18 protein-coding genes and 1 tRNA gene are annotated in these 19,353 nt (G+C 55.5%); 10 read left to right on the top strand and 9 right to left on the bottom strand.

What is annotated here, in order from left to right; all coding sequences use genetic code 11:
• Positions 1-33: 33 nt before the first annotated feature.
• Positions 34-1,404, bottom strand: coding sequence for a class II 3-deoxy-7-phosphoheptulonate synthase (locus AC2FHW_RS00555; RefSeq protein WP_142633778.1), 1,371 nt, complete (start codon positions 1,402-1,404; stop codon positions 34-36).
• Positions 1,405-1,573: 169 nt separating this feature from the next.
• Between AC2FHW_RS00555 and AC2FHW_RS00550 the strand changes: the two genes are divergently transcribed.
• The gene (locus AC2FHW_RS00550; protein ID WP_271947140.1) at positions 1,574-2,578 is read left to right on the top strand and encodes a GlxA family transcriptional regulator; all 1,005 of its coding nucleotides are present in this window, start codon (positions 1,574-1,576) and stop codon (positions 2,576-2,578) included.
• Here the strand turns inward: AC2FHW_RS00550 and AC2FHW_RS00545 are convergent.
• Positions 2,575-3,672: a PQQ-dependent sugar dehydrogenase gene (locus AC2FHW_RS00545; protein ID WP_496821303.1), complete on the bottom strand. Its 1,098-nt coding sequence runs from the start codon at positions 3,670-3,672 to the stop codon at positions 2,575-2,577. The genes AC2FHW_RS00550 and AC2FHW_RS00545 overlap by 4 nt on opposite strands.
• Before the next feature lie 153 nt (positions 3,673-3,825).
• On the opposite strand from AC2FHW_RS00545, the gene AC2FHW_RS00540 reads away from it, so the two are divergent.
• From AC2FHW_RS00540 to AC2FHW_RS00510, 7 genes are all read left to right on the top strand, one after another.
• Positions 3,826-5,007 (top strand): ABC transporter substrate-binding protein, encoded by a 1,182-nt coding sequence (locus AC2FHW_RS00540; protein WP_142633772.1) that lies wholly within the window; start codon positions 3,826-3,828, stop codon positions 5,005-5,007.
• A gap of 130 nt (positions 5,008-5,137) precedes the next feature.
• On the top strand, positions 5,138-5,926 hold the full coding sequence (locus tag AC2FHW_RS00535) for an ABC transporter ATP-binding protein (RefSeq protein WP_271947144.1): 789 nt from the start codon (positions 5,138-5,140) through the stop codon (positions 5,924-5,926).
• Positions 5,923-6,753 (top strand): ABC transporter ATP-binding protein, encoded by an 831-nt coding sequence (locus AC2FHW_RS00530; RefSeq protein WP_142633769.1) that lies wholly within the window; start codon positions 5,923-5,925, stop codon positions 6,751-6,753. The genes AC2FHW_RS00535 and AC2FHW_RS00530 overlap by 4 nt, the downstream gene beginning before the upstream one ends.
• Before the next feature lie 98 nt (positions 6,754-6,851).
• Positions 6,852-7,229, top strand: coding sequence for a hypothetical protein (locus AC2FHW_RS00525; RefSeq protein ID WP_496821302.1), 378 nt, complete (start codon positions 6,852-6,854; stop codon positions 7,227-7,229).
• The gene (locus tag AC2FHW_RS00520) at positions 7,229-8,239 is read left to right on the top strand and encodes a branched-chain amino acid ABC transporter permease (protein WP_282021241.1); all 1,011 of its coding nucleotides are present in this window, start codon (positions 7,229-7,231) and stop codon (positions 8,237-8,239) included. The genes AC2FHW_RS00525 and AC2FHW_RS00520 overlap by 1 nt, the downstream gene beginning before the upstream one ends.
• Positions 8,236-9,549, top strand: a complete 1,314-nt coding sequence (locus AC2FHW_RS00515; protein WP_496821301.1) for a branched-chain amino acid ABC transporter permease — start codon at positions 8,236-8,238, stop codon at positions 9,547-9,549. Before AC2FHW_RS00520 ends, AC2FHW_RS00515 begins: the two co-directional genes overlap by 4 nt.
• A 176-nt stretch (positions 9,550-9,725) precedes the next feature.
• Positions 9,726-9,977 (top strand): hypothetical protein, encoded by a 252-nt coding sequence (locus AC2FHW_RS00510; RefSeq protein ID WP_142633761.1) that lies wholly within the window; start codon positions 9,726-9,728, stop codon positions 9,975-9,977.
• Between the two features lie 36 nt (positions 9,978-10,013).
• Here AC2FHW_RS00510 and AC2FHW_RS00505 read toward each other — a convergent pair whose 3' ends face one another.
• On the bottom strand, positions 10,014-11,555 hold the full coding sequence (locus AC2FHW_RS00505; RefSeq protein WP_496728264.1) for a helicase HerA-like domain-containing protein: 1,542 nt from the start codon (positions 11,553-11,555) through the stop codon (positions 10,014-10,016).
• A 433-nt stretch (positions 11,556-11,988) separates the two neighbouring features.
• On the opposite strand from AC2FHW_RS00505, the gene AC2FHW_RS00500 reads away from it, so the two are divergent.
• Positions 11,989-12,606: an invasion associated locus B family protein gene (locus AC2FHW_RS00500; protein WP_496821300.1), complete on the top strand. Its 618-nt coding sequence runs from the start codon at positions 11,989-11,991 to the stop codon at positions 12,604-12,606.
• 40 nt (positions 12,607-12,646) lie between these two features.
• Here the strand turns inward: AC2FHW_RS00500 and AC2FHW_RS00495 are convergent, their stop codons facing one another.
• Genes AC2FHW_RS00495 through AC2FHW_RS00480 form a run of 4 tightly spaced genes read right to left on the bottom strand, consistent with a single transcriptional unit; the run spans position 12,647 to position 16,821 of the window.
• A complete protein-coding gene (locus tag AC2FHW_RS00495; RefSeq protein ID WP_271947157.1) occupies positions 12,647-13,855 on the bottom strand; it encodes a beta-ketoacyl-[acyl-carrier-protein] synthase family protein in 1,209 nt (402 codons plus the stop codon).
• 9 nt (positions 13,856-13,864) lie between these two features.
• On the bottom strand, positions 13,865-14,122 hold the full coding sequence (locus AC2FHW_RS00490) for an acyl carrier protein (protein ID WP_142633752.1): 258 nt from the start codon (positions 14,120-14,122) through the stop codon (positions 13,865-13,867).
• Positions 14,123-14,154: 32 nt separating this feature from the next.
• The gene (lpxD, locus tag AC2FHW_RS00485) at positions 14,155-15,246 is read right to left on the bottom strand and encodes a UDP-3-O-(3-hydroxymyristoyl)glucosamine N-acyltransferase (RefSeq protein WP_271947158.1); all 1,092 of its coding nucleotides are present in this window, start codon (positions 15,244-15,246) and stop codon (positions 14,155-14,157) included.
• Positions 15,247-15,282: 36 nt separating this feature from the next.
• On the bottom strand, positions 15,283-16,821 hold the full coding sequence (locus AC2FHW_RS00480; RefSeq protein ID WP_496708461.1) for a L,D-transpeptidase family protein: 1,539 nt from the start codon (positions 16,819-16,821) through the stop codon (positions 15,283-15,285).
• A gap of 421 nt (positions 16,822-17,242) precedes the next feature.
• Between AC2FHW_RS00480 and mepK the strand changes: the two genes are divergently transcribed.
• Positions 17,243-17,812, top strand: coding sequence for a peptidoglycan L,D-endopeptidase MepK (mepK, locus tag AC2FHW_RS00475; protein WP_142633747.1), 570 nt, complete (start codon positions 17,243-17,245; stop codon positions 17,810-17,812).
• A gap of 165 nt (positions 17,813-17,977) precedes the next feature.
• Here the strand turns inward: mepK and AC2FHW_RS00470 are convergent.
• A tRNA-Arg gene (locus AC2FHW_RS00470) sits at positions 17,978-18,054 on the bottom strand.
• A 66-nt stretch (positions 18,055-18,120) separates the two neighbouring features.
• Positions 18,121-19,341, bottom strand: a complete 1,221-nt coding sequence (locus AC2FHW_RS00465) for a cysteine desulfurase (RefSeq protein ID WP_496821299.1) — start codon at positions 19,339-19,341, stop codon at positions 18,121-18,123.
• Positions 19,342-19,353 lie beyond the last annotated feature (12 nt).

Genomic DNA, 19,353 nt, shown 5'->3' with positions numbered 1-19,353 from the left:
GACCCGCCTTTTTAAAACCGTCTGACCAAGTGGTTAGGAGGCTGCGCGTTTGCCGCGGTTCCGGCGCAGATCTGTCAGTTCTTCCGCAACAAGGAAGGCCAGTTCCAACGACTGCGACGCGTTCAAACGTGGATCGCAGGCAGTGTGGTAACGGTCTGACAGATCTTCTTCTGTTACAGCGCGTACACCTCCAGTGCATTCGGTCACGTCTAGCCCGGTCATCTCAAAATGCACACCGCCGGGGATCGTGCCCTCGGCCTGATGCACACCAAAGAAGTCGCGAACTTCGCGCAGCACGGAATCAAAGGGCCGGGTCTTATAGCCGGTGGCCGATTTGATCGTATTGCCGTGCATAGGGTCACAGACCCAGGTCACCTTGGCGCCCTCTTCCTTGACGGCTTTGACCAAACGCGGCAGATGCTCTCCCGCCTTGCCTGCACCAAACCGCGCGATCAGGGTCAGACGCCCTTCTTCGTTTTCCGGGTTCAGTTTGGCCATCAGAACTTTGAGGTCTTCGGCAGATGTCGTCGGACCGCATTTCAGACCGATCGGGTTCAGAACGCCGGAACAGAATTCAACATGCGCGCCATCAGGCTGACGGGTGCGGTCGCCAATCCAGATCATGTGGCCGGACCCGGCCAACCAGTTGCCCGATGTAGAATCAAGACGGGTTAGCGCCTCTTCGTATTCAAGCAGCAGACCTTCGTGGCTGGTATAGAATTCAACCGACGAGAATTCATGCGTTGTGTCCGCGGTGATGCCCGCAGCCCCCATGAAATCAATCGAATCCTGAATTCGGTCAGCAATTTCAGAGTATTTCTGAACATCCTGGCCATCGGCAAAGCCGAGTGTCCACGAATGCACATGGCTCATATCGGCGAAACCACCGGTCGAAAAGGCGCGCAACAAGTTCAATGTTGCCGCTGCCTGCGTATAGGCTTGCAACATCTTGGACGGATTCGGAATCCGCGCCTCGGGCGTGAAATCCAGCTCGTTGATGATATCGCCGCGATAGCTGGGCAGCTCAATGCCATCCACCACCTCTGTCGGTGCGCTGCGCGGTTTGGCGAACTGTCCAGCCATACGGCCCACTTTGACCACCGGCACCTTTGCGCCATAAGTCAGAACCATGGCCATCTGCAGCATCACCTTAAAGGTGTCGCGGATCGCATCCGCGCTGAATTGTTCAAAGCTTTCAGCACAGTCGCCGCCCTGCAGCAGGAAAGCCTCACCCCGCCCCGCAGCACCAAGATGTTGCTTGAGCCGACGTGCCTCACCTGCAAACACCAGCGGCGGATACTGCGAAAGCTGAGCCTCGACTTTTGCCAGCGCGGCTGCGTCGGTATAGTCTGGCATCTGAACCCGGGGCTTGTTGCGCCAGTTCGTTTTTTGCCATTCGGTCATAGCTTTGATCTCCGCTGAAGTATTCAAGTCGCCTCTATACAAAAACGTTTGGTGAGAGGCCATATACGATTTGGACCTCTTGACGTCGCAAACAAGCTTTGATCATGGTGGCGGTCAAATCTGTCGCCGGACGTAGGGTCAAACGGCGCCGAATCAAGGACACCTCGCCATGCAAGAGCAACGCCAAGTTGTCACGGTGGAAACCACTGCGGCCAGCCCTCGTCATTTCGTGTTTGTCCTGTTGGACAAATTCTCGCTGCTGTGTTTTGCCTCTGCGCTGGATAGCCTGCGCATCGCAAACCGAATGGCCGACAAAGAGCTTTACAGTTGGAGTCTGTCTGGAGAAGGCGGCGAGACAATCAGATGTTCCGCAGGAACCGAGTTCAAACTGGACGCTGATCTAGCCGAGCTGCAGCGCGATGACGTCGTGCTGATCTGTGGCGGTGTCGATGTTCAAGCCGCTACCACCAAGAAAATTCTGAATTGGGTCCGCCGCGAAGCGCGCCGGGGATTGCGTATCGGTGGGCTGTGTACCGCGGCTTACACCCTAGCCAAGGCGGGTTTGCTGGATGGCAAGCGTGCGACGATCCACTGGGAAAACTCGGACAGTTTCACCGAAGAATTTGATGAGGTCGAACTGACCAAATCCGTATTCCAGATTGACGGAAACCGGATGACAACAGCCGGTGGTACTTCCTCTATCGACCTGATGCTGAAAATCATCGCCGAGGATTTTGGCGAAGATCTTGCGAACGCGGTGGCCGATCAGTTGATCTATTCCTCGATCCGCACCGATCAGGACACACAGCGTTTGTCGACCCCAACACGGATTGGGGTACGCCATCCCAAGCTGAGCCAGGTCATCCTGATGATGGAGAAAAACATCGAAGAGCCGATCTCGCCTTCGATTCTGGCCAAAGAGGTCGGCATGTCCACACGGCAGCTAGAGCGTCTGTTTCGCCGTTACCTCAGCCGGTCGCCTAAACGCTATTATATGGAGCTGCGCCTGCATAAGGCCCGGAACCTGCTGATGCAGACCGACATGAGCGTGATCAACGTGGCGCTGGCATGCGGGTTTGCCTCGCCTAGCCATTTCTCGAAATGCTACCGGGCGCATTATAACACCACGCCCTATCGTGAGCGCGGTGCGCAAAGCGGGCGCTTGTCTGTTTAATCGCTGGGGGTCATGCGAAAGACAGCGCCCTGCCCGACGGAAATAAACCAGATTGATCCATCCGGTGCCTCGACAATGTCGCGGACGCGTTCCGTCTGAGGGCCCTTGATCTGCTCGACCTCAGTCAATGGAGTGCCTTCAAGCCGAGCAATGTAGTCGAATTTGAGCGACCCGACGAATAGATCACCCTTCCATTCGGGCCAAAGCTTGCCTGAATAAATCAAAAGGCCGGATGGGGCGATGGAAGGGTCCCAATAGAATTCAGGCTGCACCATCCCCGGTTTTGCCGTCCCCTCGCCGATTGTTTGCCCGGAATAGTGCTTGCCATAGGAAATCACCGGCCAGCCATAGTTCCGCCCCGGCCGGATTAGGTTCACTTCATCACCGCCCTTGGCTCCATGTTCCGATACCCATAGGCGCCCCCGTGCATCCAGCCCTGCACCTTGGGGATTCCGGTGGCCATAAGACAATATCTCAGGCTGAATTCCGGGTTGTCCGACAAATGGATTATCAGCCGGCACCGAGCCGTCCCGGTTCACACGGATCACCGAGCCGTTGTGACTCGATTGATCCTGGGCGGTCGGGCGATCACCACGATCGCCGATAGTGACAAGTAATGTCCCCTCCTTTGCTTCGACAATACGAGAGCCAAAATGACGCCCAGAATCCCAACCATTTTCAGCTTCGAAAATCGTGCGCAGATCGGTCAGCTCTGATCCGTCTTCGGACAGGCGCGCAATCGCAAGTGCAGTGCCTGCCCCCTTTGGTTGAGGCTTGGAATAGGTCAGGAAAACCTCACGGCTTTGCGAAAAATCCCTGGCAACGGTTACGTCCAGCAAACCGCCCTGCCCCTTTGCAACCACATTGGGAGTGCCTTTGACGCGAGCTATGTTTCCCTCCGACACGAACAGAAGATCACCGTCGCGCTCAGTTACCAGAAAGGACATGTCAGGCAGGATGCCGATTGCCCAGGGCGTATCGAGCCCCTTCACCATCGCCGTCACACGCGCCGATCCGGAGTTGGTAGTTAGCGATTCTGCCCCTGCCAACCCTGAAACAACAGAAAAGATGAAGATCAAAGCTAGTCTAAACATCTCGTTCTCCTTACCGAAAACACCGCGCCGGGCACATCTGAACAACTAGAACTGTGCGCCACAAAAACACGTTTGCGTTAGGACTTTTCTTTTTCGAACAGCTTGCCTAGGGTCGTGCCCAGAACGAATACGTTCACAACTGGGAGTAACCATATGAAAAAGCTGCTTACAGCAACTGCAGCAACCGCCCTTCTTTCGGGCGCAGCTATGGCCGAAGACGTCACATTGGGTGTTCTGTTCGGCTTTACCGGACCGATTGAATCGCTGGCACCCGCTATGGGTTCAGGCGCCGAGATGGCGATGGCCGAAGTCACCGAATCCGGCAAATTGCTGGATGGCTCTACCGTCACTGCATCGCGCGCTGATACCGGCTGTATCGACAACGGCCTGTCCACCTCGAACGGTGAACGCATGATTGCCGACGGCGTTGCCGGCATCATTGGCGGTGACTGCTCTGGCGTGACCGGAGCGATCCTGCAGAATGTCGCGATCCCGAACGGGATGGTCATGATCTCGCCCTCGGCCACCTCGCCCGGTCTGTCGACCATGGAGGATAACGGCCTGTTCTTCCGCACCGCCCCGTCGGATGCACGTGAAGGTCAGGTGATGGCAGATATCCTGAATGATCGCGGGATCACTTCAATCGCACTGACCTACACCAACAACGACTATGGCAAGGGTCTGGCAGACGCGATCCAGTCCTCGTTCGAGGCATCGGGCGGCGAAGTCACAATCGTGGCAGCGCATGAGGATGGCAAAGCGGACTACTCGGCCGAAGTTGGCGCGCTGGCCTCGGCCGGTGGCGACATTCTGGTTGTAGCCGGGTATCTCGATCAGGGCGGATTGGGCATCATTCAGTCGGCGCTGGACAGCGGTGCATTCGACACGTTCGGCTTGCCCGGCGGCATGATCGGTGACTCGCTGCCCGCAAATGTCGGCCCCGACCTGAACGGCTCGTTCGGTCAGATCGCCGGTTCAGGTGGTGAAGGTGCTGAAAAGTACTTTGCCATGGCCGAAGCCGCCGGTTTTGACGGATCGTCGCCCTATTCGCCTGAAAGCTATGACGCCGCAGCGCTGTTCATGCTGGCGATGCAGGCCGCTGGTTCGACCAACCCGGCCGACTACGGCAGCAAGATCCTAGATGTTGCCAACGCTCCAGGAGAGAAGATCTATCCGGGTGAGCTGGCCAAAGGTTTGGAACTGTTGGCCGCTGGTCAGGACATCGACTATGTCGGCGCGTCCGGCGTTGAGCTGATCGGCCCCGGCGAAAGCGCAGGTTCGTATCGCGAGATCGAAGTCACCGACGGCGAAAACAAGACCGTCAACTTCCGTTGATTTTGACCTGAGAAGACCTGAAAATAAGCAGCCCGGACCTTGTGTCCGGGCTGCTTCAGTGAAAAAAGACCGCACCTCTTCAATGAGGGTGTGAAAACAAGAACGCCGAAAACGGCGGCTAGGGGAAAAGATGATCGTCGTCGAGGACGTGCATAAGCATTTCGGCGGGTTTCATGCGGTGGATGGGGCATCGCTGGAAATCCAGAAGGGTTCGATCACCGGCCTGATTGGGCCGAACGGGGCCGGAAAGACAACTCTGTTCAACGTGATCGCGGGTGTGCTCCCGCCCACCTCTGGACGCGTGTTCATGGATGGCGAGGACATAACCGGCTTGCCACCACACGATCTGTTTCACAAAGGTCTGCTGCGCACTTTTCAGATCGCGCATGAGTTTTCCTCGATGAGTTGCCGAGAGAACCTGATGATGGTGCCCGGAGCGCAATCCGGGGAATCGCTGTGGAACACCTGGTTCGGCCGCAAACGCATCGCCAATGAAGAGCGCGCGTTAAAGGCCAAGGCCGATGAGGTGCTGGAGTTTCTTACCATCGAACATCTGGCCGATCACAAGGCCGGTCAGGTCTCGGGCGGGCAGAAAAAACTGCTGGAACTTGGCCGCACCATGATGGTCGACGCCAAGATCGTATTTCTGGACGAGGTCGGCGCGGGTGTGAACCGCACCCTGCTGATGACCATCGCCGACACAATCCTGCGCCTGAACAAGGAACGCGGCTATACGTTTGTAGTCATCGAACACGACATGGATTTCATCGGCAAAATCTGCGACCCGGTCATTTGTATGGCCGAGGGCAAGGTTCTGGCCCAGGGCACTCTGGACGAGATCAAAGCCAATGAGCATGTGATCGAAGCCTATCTGGGCACCGGCCTCAAGAACAAAGACAAGCTGGAGGCCGGGGCATGAGCGATAATCCTTATCAGGATGACCACGGCAACAAGGATGCCTCGATCACCAATACACACGGCATGGGCACAATGACGCCCGCACATCGCAAAAGCGGAAAGACGCACCGCGTCGAAGGTGGCCCATTCCTGATCGGCGACACCATGACCGGAGGCTACGGCAAGGGCCCGGATATCCTGCATGATTGCACGATTTCAGTCGATGCCGGTGAAATCGCTGTAATCGTTGGCCCCAACGGCGCCGGTAAATCCACTGCAATGAAGGCCGTGTTTGGGATGCTGGATGTTCGCGCGGGATCTGTGCGACTGGACGGAGAAGACATCACCAACCTGTCGCCCCAGGATCGGGTGATCAAGGGGATGGGCTTTGTTCCGCAGACCTCGAACATCTTCACTTCGATGACGGTCGAAGAAAACCTTGAGATGGGCGCGTTCATCCGTCGTGACGACTTTTCAGACACGATGGAACAGGTCTATGACCTCTTTCCCATTCTCCGTGACAAACGCAACCAAGCCGCCGGAGAGCTGTCGGGCGGTCAGCGCCAACAGGTTGCCGTGGGCCGCGCGCTGATGACCCAGCCCAAAGTGCTGATGTTGGACGAACCCACCGCCGGTGTTTCACCCATCGTGATGGATGAGCTGTTCGACCGGATTATCGAGGTTTCCCGCACCGGACTGCCGATCCTGATGGTGGAACAGAACGCCCGTCAGGCTTTGGAGATCGCGGACAAGGGATATGTGCTGGTTCAAGGGCGGAATGCCTATACCGGTACGGGCAAGGAACTGCTGGCCGATCCAGAGGTTCGTAAGAGTTTCTTGGGGGGGTGAGCACAGTGCAAATTTTGAGCTCAACATCCCGTTCACTTGATTGGCATAGGTCTGCCGTGGTTCAAAAGCCAAGGAACCAGATCGTTAGGATTACTGCCATGGCTTGCGCAATCAGTCTAACAGACAATTTTGCGTTGGCCGAAGCAGCAAACACTTTACCTCAGGTATTCGAAATAGAATGTGATTGGTCTAACGACCATTCGCTTGAAAGTGCCGGCACGCTTTCTGGGACACCCACACTCGCTTATTCGTCGTCTTCCAAACCCATCAAACTTGACACCGCCATTCAGAACAACCCAATCGAGCAAATTGGGGTTGGCGGGGCACGGCATTTTCTGGTCCCTTCAATGGGGCCAATTGCAGGATTGACCATAACGGTGTTTCCTGATGGCCGAAGCGTACGTACACAGATTTACAACGCGCTCGGTGATCTCTCAGTTCAATCCAGCATCGGTACATGTGAGGTCATTGAATAATGGATTTCCTCAACGCCCTAGTGGCGCTCTCCAACTTCGTCCTCGTTCCTGCAATCGCCTATGGCAGCCAGTTGGCGCTGGGCGCTCTGGGGGTCACTCTGATCTATGGCATCCTGCGGTTCTCGAACTTTGCCCATGGCGACACGATGGCCTTTGGTGCGATGATCGCCGTGCTGGTCACATGGGGCCTGCAGGCCGCCGGGGTCAGTTTCGGGCCGTTACCGACTGCTCTGCTGGCCCTGCCCTTTGCCATTCTGGGCTGTATCGTTCTGGTTCTGATCACGGATCGGCTGGTTTACCGTTTCTACCGGGAACAAAAGGCCAAACCGGTCATTCTGGTGATCGTCTCGATGGGCGTGATGTTCATCATGAACGGGCTGGTGCGGTTCATAATCGGGCCGGATGATCAAAGGTTCTCGGACGGTGAGCGGTTCATCGTTTCAGCGCGGGAATTCAAGGCAATGACCGGGCTGCGTGAGGGGTTGGCGATCAAGACCTCTCAGGGCATCACCGTGGTTGTGGCCGTAGTCGCCGTGGCACTTTTGTTCTGGTTTTTGAACAAAACCCGCACCGGCAAGTCGATGCGCGCGTATTCGGATAACGAGGATCTGGCGCTGCTGTCCGGCATCAACCCTGAACGTGTGGTGATGATCACTTGGATCCTTGTCGCGGCGCTGGCGACAACTGCGGGTGTGCTTTACGGGTTGGACAAGAGCTTTAAGCCCTTTGTCTATTTCCAGCTTCTGCTGCCGATCTTCGCTTCGGCGATCGTCGGCGGCCTCGGCAACCCGCTGGGCGCTATCGCGGGCGGGTTCATCATCGCGTTTTCCGAGGTGACGATCACCTATGCATGGAAAAAGGTGCTGACCTATCTGGCACCGGAACATCTGGAGCCATCGGGATTGGTCCAATTCCTTTCCACCGATTACAAATTCGCGGTCAGCTTTGTTATCTTGCTTATCGTGCTTCTGTTTAAGCCCACAGGTCTGTTTAAGGGGAAAGCGGTATGACCGAGACTGTCAAAAATACGCTGCTTTTCGTGGTTGTTGGCGGCCTGATCCTGTTGACCGGATTCACGCAAAGCTGGAATTCGGCGATCCTGATCCTGAACATGGGGTTGATCTCGGCCATCATGGCGCTTGGGGTGAACTTGCAATGGGGCTTTGCGGGCCTGTTTAACGTTGGTGTTATGGGCTTTGTTGCGCTGGGCGGGCTGGCGGTTGTGCTTGTCTCAACCCCGCCGACACCCGGCGCGTGGTCATCCGGAGGATACGGGATCGTCCTTGCGTTGCTGTTGGGGGCTGCGACCGTCGTTGCGGCGGTTGTGGTGGCAACAAAAATACCGAGGGGCCGTGTGCAGACGATTGCCATCGTCGCGATTCTGATCGCCGGGTTTTTCATTTACCGTGCGGTGTTTGACCCCAGCGTTGCTGGTGTCGAAGCCATTGACCCAGCCGTTGCGGGCAACCTTGGCGGGTTGAATCTGCCAGTTCTGTTGGCCTGGCCCGCGGGTGGCGTGCTAGCCGCCGGTGCCGCGTGGCTGATCGGCAAAACAGCCCTTGGCCTGCGCTCGGACTATCTGGCGATTGCGACGCTTGGGATTGCCGAAATCATCATCGCAATCATGAAAAACGAGGACTGGCTGGCCCGAGGTGTCAAGAATGTCTACGGCATCCCACGCCCTTCGCCCGTGGTCGGCTATGAGGTTGAGCTACAGCAGGATCCTTCCTTCATTGCCCGTGCCGATTGGTTTGGGCTGGACCCTGTCATCGCCTCGACCCTGTCGGTCAAGCTGGGCTATTCCCTGCTGTTCATGGTTGTTCTTCTGATCCTGCTGTGGATGGCCCAGATGGCGCTGCGCAGCCCTTGGGGCCGCATGATGCGCGCCATCCGTGACAACGAGGTTGCAGCCGAGGCGATGGGTAAAGATGTCACCCGCCGCCATTTGCAAATCTTCGTTCTGGGCTCTGCCATCTGCGGTATCGCGGGCGCGATGATGACAACGCTGGACGGGCAGTTGACGCCGGGTACCTACAACCCTCTGCGCTTTACATTTCTGGTCTGGGTCATGGTGATCGTGGGCGGATCGGGCAATAACTTTGGTGCTGTGCTGGGCGCGTTCCTCATCTGGTTCCTGTGGGTCCAGGTCGAACCGATTGGGTTGTGGATTATGAACCTGATCACGTCCGGAATGCCCGATGGCAGTGCGCTCAAGACGCATCTGATCGACAGCGCGGCCCATATGCGACTGTTCACGATGGGGTTGATTCTGCTGATTGTTCTTAGATTCAGTCCAAGAGGGCTGATCCCCGAGAAATAGGGCCACAGAACCTCCAATATATGGAACCGCGTCAAGAAATTGGTGCGGTTTCTTGCTTTTGAGTGAGGAACTTACTAGAGCAACTCATCGGCCTGACAAGTTTCACAGTCGTGTTCACCAAATATTTGCCTTTGTGCAGACTACTACCATTTGCCCGCAGGGAATAGAAAACACCGATGAAAACCACTCTTACAAAGACACTCATTCTGTTGCCGGTTCTTGCCTCTTTGACCGCATGTATTCCGTCACCAAAAGATCTGGAAACCACTCCGGTCAAAGTCCAGACCCCCAAGGGCGTGGTGACATGCCAGCTCTACCGGCAGAACCGCGTGGACTGGGACCGGGCAATCGACTTTCCGGCAACAAAAATGTCCGTCCCCGAGGCTGATGCATATTGCAGACAAGAAGGCCAACGCCGCCTGAAGTGACCGTTGTGTGGCCGGGCAATCAGCCCGGCCCGCCATTCAACGATTACGAAATAACCCGCCCAGAATGCCTCGGACGATCCTGCGCCCGGTTGTTCCCTTAAGCTCTTTAATGACGGCCTCGCTCATGGCGGTGGCAAAGGTGTCTTTCTTTCGCACGATCCGCGAAGAAGACCGCGTTACTTTGCTACCTGAGTATCGGCGAGCCGTGGCAAATTCGCGTTCTGCAATCGATTGAGACTCAAGCTGTTCTTCTGCCTCGGCTGCGGCCTGTGCTGCGGCATCAGTCCGCGCCTGGAGTATCTCAAAGGCTGATCTGCGATCTATGCGGGTTTCGTATTTGCCTTTCATCGGAGACGCATTCATTACCATTTGCCGTTCGGCAGCGGTAATCGGCCCCAACTGTGACCCAGGGGGACGGATCAAAGTGCGTTCGACGATGCCCGGAACCCCTTTCTTTTGCAGCATGGATGTAACCGCCTCGCCCACGCCAACCTCACGGATGGCGGCCTCTGTATCAAAGTTCGGATTCTCGCGGTAGGTTTCGGCCGCAAGGCGAAGGTTTTTCCTGTCTCGGGCGGTGAAGGCTCGCAAAGCATGCTGTACCCGGTTACCCAACTGACCCAGAATGTCTTCTGGGATGTCTGCCGGGTTTTGCGAGATGAAATAGACCCCTACGCCCTTTGATCGGATAAGGCGGGCGACCTGCTCGACCTTGTCCACAAGAACTTTGGGCGCGTCTTCGAACAACAGATGCGCTTCGTCAAAGAAAAATACCAGCTTGGGTTTGTCCGGATCGCCGACTTCGGGCAACTCTTCAAACAGTTCGCTCAGCAGCCATAACAAGAACGTCGCATACAGACGAGGTGATCCCATCAGCTTGTCAGAGGCCAGGATGTTCACCATGCCATTCCCGTTGACATCGGTGCGCATAAGATCGGCCAGTTCCAGGGCAGGTTCGCCAAACAGATTGGTGCCCCCTTGATTTTCAAGAACCAACAACCGTCGCTGGATGGCACCGATCGAGGCGGTTGAGACATTCCCATAGCGCAGCGAAAGATTTGCTCTGTTCTCTCCGATCCAGACCAACAGGGCTTGCAGATCTTTCATATCCAACAGGGGCATACCTTCTTCATCGGCAACCCGAAATGCAATGTTTACAATGCCTTCTTGTGCTTCGCTCAGGTCCATCAGCCTGGACAACAACAAAGGTCCCATCTCGGATACTGTGGTTCGAACCGGATGGCCTTGCTGACCGAACAGATCCCAGAAAGTGACCGGGCAAGCGGCATATTCGTAATCCGTGAATCCGATGGTTTCGGCACGCTTCTGAAATGCCCCATGTAGCTTGTGACTTTCACTGCCCGCCAGCGCCAAACCAGACAGATCACCTTTGACGTCAGACAGAAACACCGGCACCCCGGCCTTGGAAAACCCCTCGGCCAGGATCTGAAGCGTCACGGTCTTGCCAGTGCCGGTCGCACCGGCGATCAGGCCGTGGCGGTTGGCGTATTTCAACGACAACGTCTGCGGTTGGCTGTAATCTGCGCCACCACCGCCAAGAAATATGTTCTCACTCATATGCTTAAGGCCCTGTTTCCTACCGATCTCTGCCCAGCATACAAAGTTAACCTTTGGCTGCGATAGTTTTCTGGTTGTTCGTGTATGAGAATTGCGCGGTCAACAAACTTCCTCCCTGTCGACTGGCCGCGCGTTCACGCGCGGCCCTTTTTCCACCATAGCTTCATAATTAAATTTTCAGGTTAGCAGTTGACCACCGCGCCGCCCTCTCGTAACGTCTGCTCATAAATAAGTCGGCCGGTCCGACGGGGAGAAAAATTCATGAAAGGGAGCCGCTCCACCGGCTCCCTTTTATCTTGGCCACACGTGTTGTCCACGGGGCCTCAGGCGAGATTCCGATCACTTCTGTCTTTTTACGCTGCATAATGCCTGACACTGCGCGCAAGTGGTGCTAGACCCGGCGAAAAGCCACATCAACAATCACGAGGCAATTATGTTCAGGACACCGATAAAGCTTGTTGCGGCAGCTTTTCTTTTCAACGGCGCCGCCCTGGCGCAAGAGACCACCGACACGACAGAACCTGCCACCGAATCCCCTACGACCGAGCAGGTGGACAATGGACTCGACCTGGGGCAACCGGTCGATGAAACCGTCAAGGTTGGACAGCGCTATGACAAAGAAAAATTCGGCGACTGGAGCTTGAACTGTTTGAAGATGAACGCGGGCAAAGATCTGTGTTCTCTGCTGCAGGTCATAAATGGCCCGCAAGATGTGCCTATGGCTGAGTTTTCCATGTTCCGCCTACCCGAAGGTGGTTCGGCCGTAGCCGGAGCAAATATCTTGGTTCCGCTTGAAACACTGTTGCAAGCGCAGCTGACCCTCTCAATCGACGGGGCGCCTGCCAAACGCTACAACTATTCGTTTTGTAACCCTGTTGGCTGCGTTGCCCAAATCGGCCTGACTCAAGGGGATATCGACGCAATGAAGCAGGGCAGCAAGGCGACTTTGACCATCGTTCCAGCGCCCGCGCCGGATCAGGTGATCGAACTTGACCTATCTTTGACCGGGTTTACTGCAGGCTACGACATTGTTGATGTCGCAACCAACTGAAGACAACATTTCGAGAAAGCCGTTTAACCCAACGGCTTTCTCAAACCCGCTTCAAGGCAAGTACTGCGTTCAGACCTCCGAAAGCGAAAGCGTTGCTTAGCGCAACCTCGACTTTCGCATCGCGTGCCTCGTTGGGCACAACGTCCAAAGCACATTCCGGATCTGGTTCTTCGTAGCCAATCGTCGGTGCAATCACCCCATCTCGCAGGGCCATGATACAGGCCAAAAGCTCTACCGCGCCGGTTCCGCCAATCAAGTGACCATGCATCGACTTGGTGGATGAGATCAAAAGTTCGTCCGCATGCGGGCCGAAAACGCCAGCTACAGCGGCACATTCCGTTTTGTCATTGGCCGCAGTACCTGTGCCATGGGCGTTGATATAACCCACCTGATTGGCATTCAGGCCAGCATCAGACAACGCCCCTGACATCGCACGGGCAGCGCCCTGCTTGCTGGGCATTACAATGTCTGATGCATCCGAGGTCATCGCGAAACCAACAACTTCGCACAAAATTTCTGCCCCACGCGCCTTCGCGTGTTCGTATTCCTCGAACACGAAGATGCCCGCTCCCTCTCCTTGCACCATACCGTTTCGGTTGGCGCTAAAGGGACGACAGGCATCCTTGGACATCACCCGAAGCCCTTCCCAGGCCTTGACGCCACCAAAGCACAACATGGATTCTGAGCCGCCGGTGATCATCGCAGGGGCCGCCCCGCTGCGCACCATCTGAAAGGCTTGCGCCATCGCATGGTTCGATGAGGCACAAGCAGTCGATACGGTAAAGCTGGGACCTTTGAGGTTATGTTCCATCGATACGTGGCTTGCCGCCGCGTTGTTCATAAGTTTAGGAACAACAAATGGATGAACCCTGTTCTTCCCGTCCTCATAGACTGAACGGTAGTTGTCGTCCCAGGTCGAAACGCCACCACCTGCTGTTCCCAGAACCACGCCAGATCGTGCAGCCAACTCGCCGTGGAATTCGATCCCGGACTGATCTATGGCCTCTTTGGCCGCGGTCAGGGTAAACTGTGTAAACCTGTCATACAGAGTCATCTGTTGGCGGTTGAACCGACCCTCGGCTTCGAACCCCCGGACCTGCCCACCGATCTTGATCGCCAACCTGTCGACGTCTCGAAATTCAAGTTCCGAAATGCCACAACGGCCTTCCCGCATCGCCTCAAGCGTATCTGGAACTGAATGACCAAGCGAATTGATCGTGCCTGCCCCGGTTATTACTACCCGTTTCATTTGCTTGGGTCAGACCTTTTCTGCCACAAGCTTTTCGATCCCAGCAATGATCGCGGCGACATTTGAGATGTCAAAGTCACTGGCCGTTGGTTCATTGGCATTGAACGGAACGGTAATGTCGAACTCTTCTTCGATGGCAAAGATACTCTCGACCAGCCCAAGGCTGTCGATCCCCAGATCTTCGAGCGTACTTTCGGGCGTCACATCCGAAGGCTCCAACACGGCTTGTTCGGCAATGATGGCAATGACGCGGTCGGTGATGCTCATATCGATCCTCTGATTATCACGTTGAATGTGATTTAATCGCTCGGAGGCTGTTTGGAAACAGCCTTTTTCAACGCCTCCACGTCACGAAGCATCCGCGGCAATCTGCGCTGCGCCTTATAGACATCAGTAAAGGTTTCCATCTTCACAGCCGGGTAGCCCATCAACACACGACCGGCAGGTACGTTTGACAGGATTTTGGTACCACCGCCGACAATCACCCCGTCGCCAACGAAAATATTGTCCGAAACGCCTGACTGCCCACCCAGAACCACGTTATTGCCAAGCTCAACTGAACCGGAAATACCAGACTGACCACACAGCAGACAGTCATTACCAACGCGCGTGTTGTGGCCGATATGGACCTGATTATCCAGTTTTGTGCCATTCCCGATGCGAGTATTACGAATGGTCCCGTTGTCGATCGTACAATTCGCACCGATCTCGACATCGTCGCCAATTTCCACAGAACCAAGCGAATGAATGCGCAGCCAGCTTTGCGCGCTGGCGTCTCCTGCATCCCCCAAGGTCTTGCGCGCGTTCTCTACCCCCGAAACTTCGGGCGTAACAAAACTGAACCCGTCGCTACCGATCCTTGCCCCTGGTTGCGCGATAAAACGATCCCCGATCTGCACACGGGCACCAATGCTGACCATTTCGCGCAGAACGGCGTCTTCGCCCAACACAGCATCCATGCCTATGACGCAATGCGGTCCGATATTCGCCCCTCTGCCGACCCGGGCCCGTGCACCAATGACTGCCAGAGGGCCGATTGAGACCCCATCTGCCACATCCGCAGTCGGGTCGATGACTGCAGAAGGGTGAACCCCGGATCCAAAGCCCTGCCCTTTATCCAGCATGGAGGTGATCCCGGCCATCGCCATCCGCGGTCGCCGAACGAATATTGCTGCCTTAAGCCCCAACGCCTGCCAGTCAGCACCTTCCCAAAGGATGGCGACCTGCGCCGAACCCGATCCCAGATCCTCGGCATATTTCGGCGACATCGCCATCGCCAGATCAGTGGCAGTTGCATCCGACGGTTCAGCAGCAGCATGTACGACCAGGCTGGCATCGCCCTGGAACTCAGCGTCAAGGGCATCTGCGATTTGTTGAACTGTATATTTCATGTGGGGCTTCCCGGAACTAGGACCTGCCCCCGGTGATTACCCCTGAACGTCCGGCAGGGCCACCCCTGCTTTCTGCAGAGCATTCCAGATTTTCTGATCACGGCCATAGACGTCGCGTCGGTACTGTACCTCACCTTTCGGGCCAATAAAGGCAGTGCGGTAAATCAAGTGGACAGGAACATGCTGCTCAAGTTTCACAGTGGTCTCTTTTCCAGTCGCGAGAATCCGATGGAAAAATGCCTTTGGGTTTTCTTCTTGCTTCGCCAACAGTGCGTAAGCGAATTCGAAAGGCTGAGCCAATCTGATACAACCATGCGAGAAGGCACGAGATTCCCGAGCAAACAAACTTTTCTGCGGTGTATCATGCAGATAGATGTTGTGCTTGTTGGGGAACATGAACTTCACCAGCCCCAGGGCATTGCTTTTGCTGGGCGGTTGGCGCATCGCAAAAGGAAAGTTGCTTGCGGTGAACTGAGTGAAATCTACTGCCCCGCGATTGACCTGGCGACCACTGCGATCGGTAATCTGAATATGCCCAACGGCATTTGGGTTGGACTGCAGCTGCGGCAGGTATTCCTTGGTGATGATCGAGCGTGGGACATACCAGCTGGGGTTAATGACCATATGTTCCATCTTGTCGGAAAACTCGGGGCTCCGACGATCATGGGTGTTCTTGCCGATCACAGCGCGGGTTTCAAAGGTAATAAAGCCGTCATCAACAATCTTGGCTGAGAAATCAGCCTGATTGACCAGAATGTGGCGTTCACCGCGCTCGCGCGGCAACCAGCGCTCACGCTCCAGCGCGACATAGACGGCCTTCAGACGATCCGAAGCAGTGCGGTTCAATTCAGTAATTGTGCCCGGACCCGCGACGCCATCTGCGGCAAGACCATGTGCGATTTGAAACCGTTGAACACCTGCCAGCAAGGCATCGTCAAAAACAGGGCTGGCTGTTGGGTTCATAAAACCCATTTCAACCAATCTGTTACGCATCGCTATTACGGCGGGTCCCGTATCTCCCAGCTCTAGCTTTGCTTGTGGAACAGTAGTTCCCCAACCGCCTTGGCGAACCAATTCTTCCAGCGCAAGTTTCTGCTTCATCAAAGCCCGGTACTGGGTCGAGCTTGGCGCCAACTGATCGAAATAGGCTGCATCCTCCGAGGTCGTCAGTCCACGCAGATGCCCTGCTGTCGAGGTCGGCTCGACCTTCCTGACTAATCCATCGTCTATATCGGATGGTCGTAAAAGGCCTGTCCTCATGTCCTGAGCATAGGCTGCAAAAACGCGTGTCAACTCGACCTCGACGGCCCCAAGCTCACGCGCTGATTTTGCTGATTGAAGTCGGTCAACCAAGCCCTGCGCATCATAGGCGTTCGCGGGTAGCCCGTGTAATTCGACCGCAGAAAGCCCCTCAATCAACCGTTGACGACGTTCAGCATGTGCAGCCGTGTCGCCAACCCAAACAGGCACGAATCCTCTTTCACGGTAGAAATCGGCAATCTCAGACCCGGAAGGTGCAAATTCGGCAACCGCCATCTGGAATGCGGTGTCAGGCTTGGCCTCAGTGTTCGCCATCGCCGAAGACGTTAGAAAACATGCGGCCAAAGCAATACCGGTGCTTGCACGAAGAACAGAGAACATTTGGAGCCCTTGAATTTTCAATATAATACGCCGTTTCAGGCAATGCCGAACAATTATGGTTTTGCTTGAAACCCATTGTCTATTCACAAATGCATCAATTTCGTGCTTATACCCAAGCGTGATGCTTGTTTGCATCGGACAGATTTCGGCGACGGCCTAAGACGTTGGATCTTTGCCATTTTGCACCACCTGCGCAAAAAACTGCCGAAAATTCCCCCTTGAAAAGATGAATTTGAAAGACTTCTTGGCCGCCCTTCACGAGTGTGTCATAAATCCCTCATCTGGGATGGGAATAAATTAATACAGCGCGCGTAACATCGTGTGCAGGCAGGAACAGTACGGGACGAAACACAAAATGACGACGAGCAGTTCCTCGGGTTTGACCCGGCGTGCTTTATTGGGCGCATTCGCAGCTACAGCAGTTGTAGCAACTCCAACCTACTCCAATGCAGCAGGATTCCTTCGTGGCGGTGGTGATATTCGCCGTATTCGCATGTATTCCGGACGCACTGGCGAGCGGATCGATATGATCTATTGGGTTGACGGTAAATACATCAAAGACGCGGTCAAAGAAGTGAACCACTTCATGCGCGATTGGCGCACCGACCAGGCCAAAGATATGGACCTCCGCACGATCGACATCATGGCGGCGTCGCATAATCTGTTGGATGTCAACGAACCCTATATGCTGCTGTCGGGCTATCGCTCGCCGCAGACCAACGCGATGCTGCGGTCACGGTCGCGCCGTGTTGCCAAGAATTCGTTGCACATGAAAGGCCAGGCAGCCGACCTCCGCCTGTCATCTCGTTCGGTCTCGCAAATGGCCAAAGCGGCGATGTCTTGCCGTGCTGGTGGTGTTGGCAAATACCACCGCTCGAACTTCGTGCATATGGATTGCGGTGTAGTAAGAAGCTGGGGCGGTTGATCCGCCCCGCCCGTCGTCAAGAGAAGTTTGTCGGTCACGTAACCGTTTGAATGAGCAGATTTATCTGCCATTGTGGAGGTGCCATTCTACTCAGGCAGCCTCATAAATCCTGCGCAAACCGGCTGTTGCAGGTGATCTTCAATACGAGCCCAAATATTCAAGAAATGGCGCACCTGAGAGGATTCGAACCTCTGGCCTCTGCCTTCGGAGGGCAGCGCTCTATCCAGCTGAGCTACAGGTGCCTGAGCCGTTAGCTAACCTTGTTCCGGGCCGGGTGCAACTGAAAATCGACCCGGATCAAACAGGTTTCACGCGAACAGATCATGCGCAAGTTCAAGCGCTTCGATCAGGGTATCGACCTCATCTTTCGAGTTATAGAGACCAAAACTGGCGCGGCATGTCGCGGTGACTCCGAGGAAATCCATCAATGGTCCAGCACAATGGTGCCCGGCCCGAACGGCGACGCCCTTCTTATCCAAAATCGTCGAAATGTCATGCGCGTGGCCTGCACCGTCCAAAGTGAAGCTAAAGATCGCCGCTTTGTCCGGCCGTGTCCCCTGAAGCTGAATCCAGTTCAGCCCTGCAAACCTCTGCATCGCATAGTCTCTGATCCCGGCCTCATGAACAGCAACGTTGTCCATCCCCAAATCCATCAGATAGTCCAGAGCGACGCCCAGTCCGATGGTTTGCACGATACCAGGAGTTCCCGCCTCGAATTTCATCGGTGGATCATTGTAGATCACCTGATCCTTGCTGACCTCTTTGATCATGTCACCGCCACCGATAAACGGGCGCATTTCGGCCATCCGGTCAGATTTGATGTAAATCGCTCCCGATCCCGATGGGCCATAAAGCTTATGCCCGGTGATGGCGTAGAAATCGCAGCCGATATCCTGGACATCGACCGGCATATGCACGGCGCCTTGACTGCCATCCACCAGCACCGGGACGCCTTTGGCATGGGCGCCTTCGGTGATGGCTTTGACATCCACAACCGTGCCCAACACGTTCGAACAATGGGTCACCGCGACCAGCTTGGTTTTTGGACCGATGGCATCAATGACAGCTTGCGGATCAAGCCCACCATCCGCATCCACATCCACCCATTTCAGCACTACTCCCTGACGCTCGCGCAGGAAATGCCAGGGTACGATGTTTGCATGATGCTCCATCACACTCAGGACGATCTCGTCCCCGGCCTGAAGACGCGGCATCGCCCAGCCATAGGCGACCAGATTGATGCCTTCGGTCGTGCCCGAGTTCAGAACAATCTCATCTTCATCCGTTACGCCCAGAAATCGGGCAATAGTTCCACGAACGGATTCGTATTTCTCGGTCGCCAGATTGGACAGATAGTGCAGCCCGCGATGCACATTTGCATATTCTTCGGTATAAGCCCGCGTCACAGCGTCAATGACAACCTGTGGCTTCTGAGCTGATGCTCCATTGTCCAGATAGGTCAGCGGCTTGCCGTTTACCTCTCGGGACAGGATCGGAAAGTCAGCGCGAATTTTCTGCAGATCGAACATCGTATTTTTCTT

Source organism: Ruegeria sp. YTSA108 (genome assembly GCF_059610185.1).
Note: the sequence above shows the minus strand (reverse complement) of the source record. Positions and strands in the feature narration are given on the sequence as shown.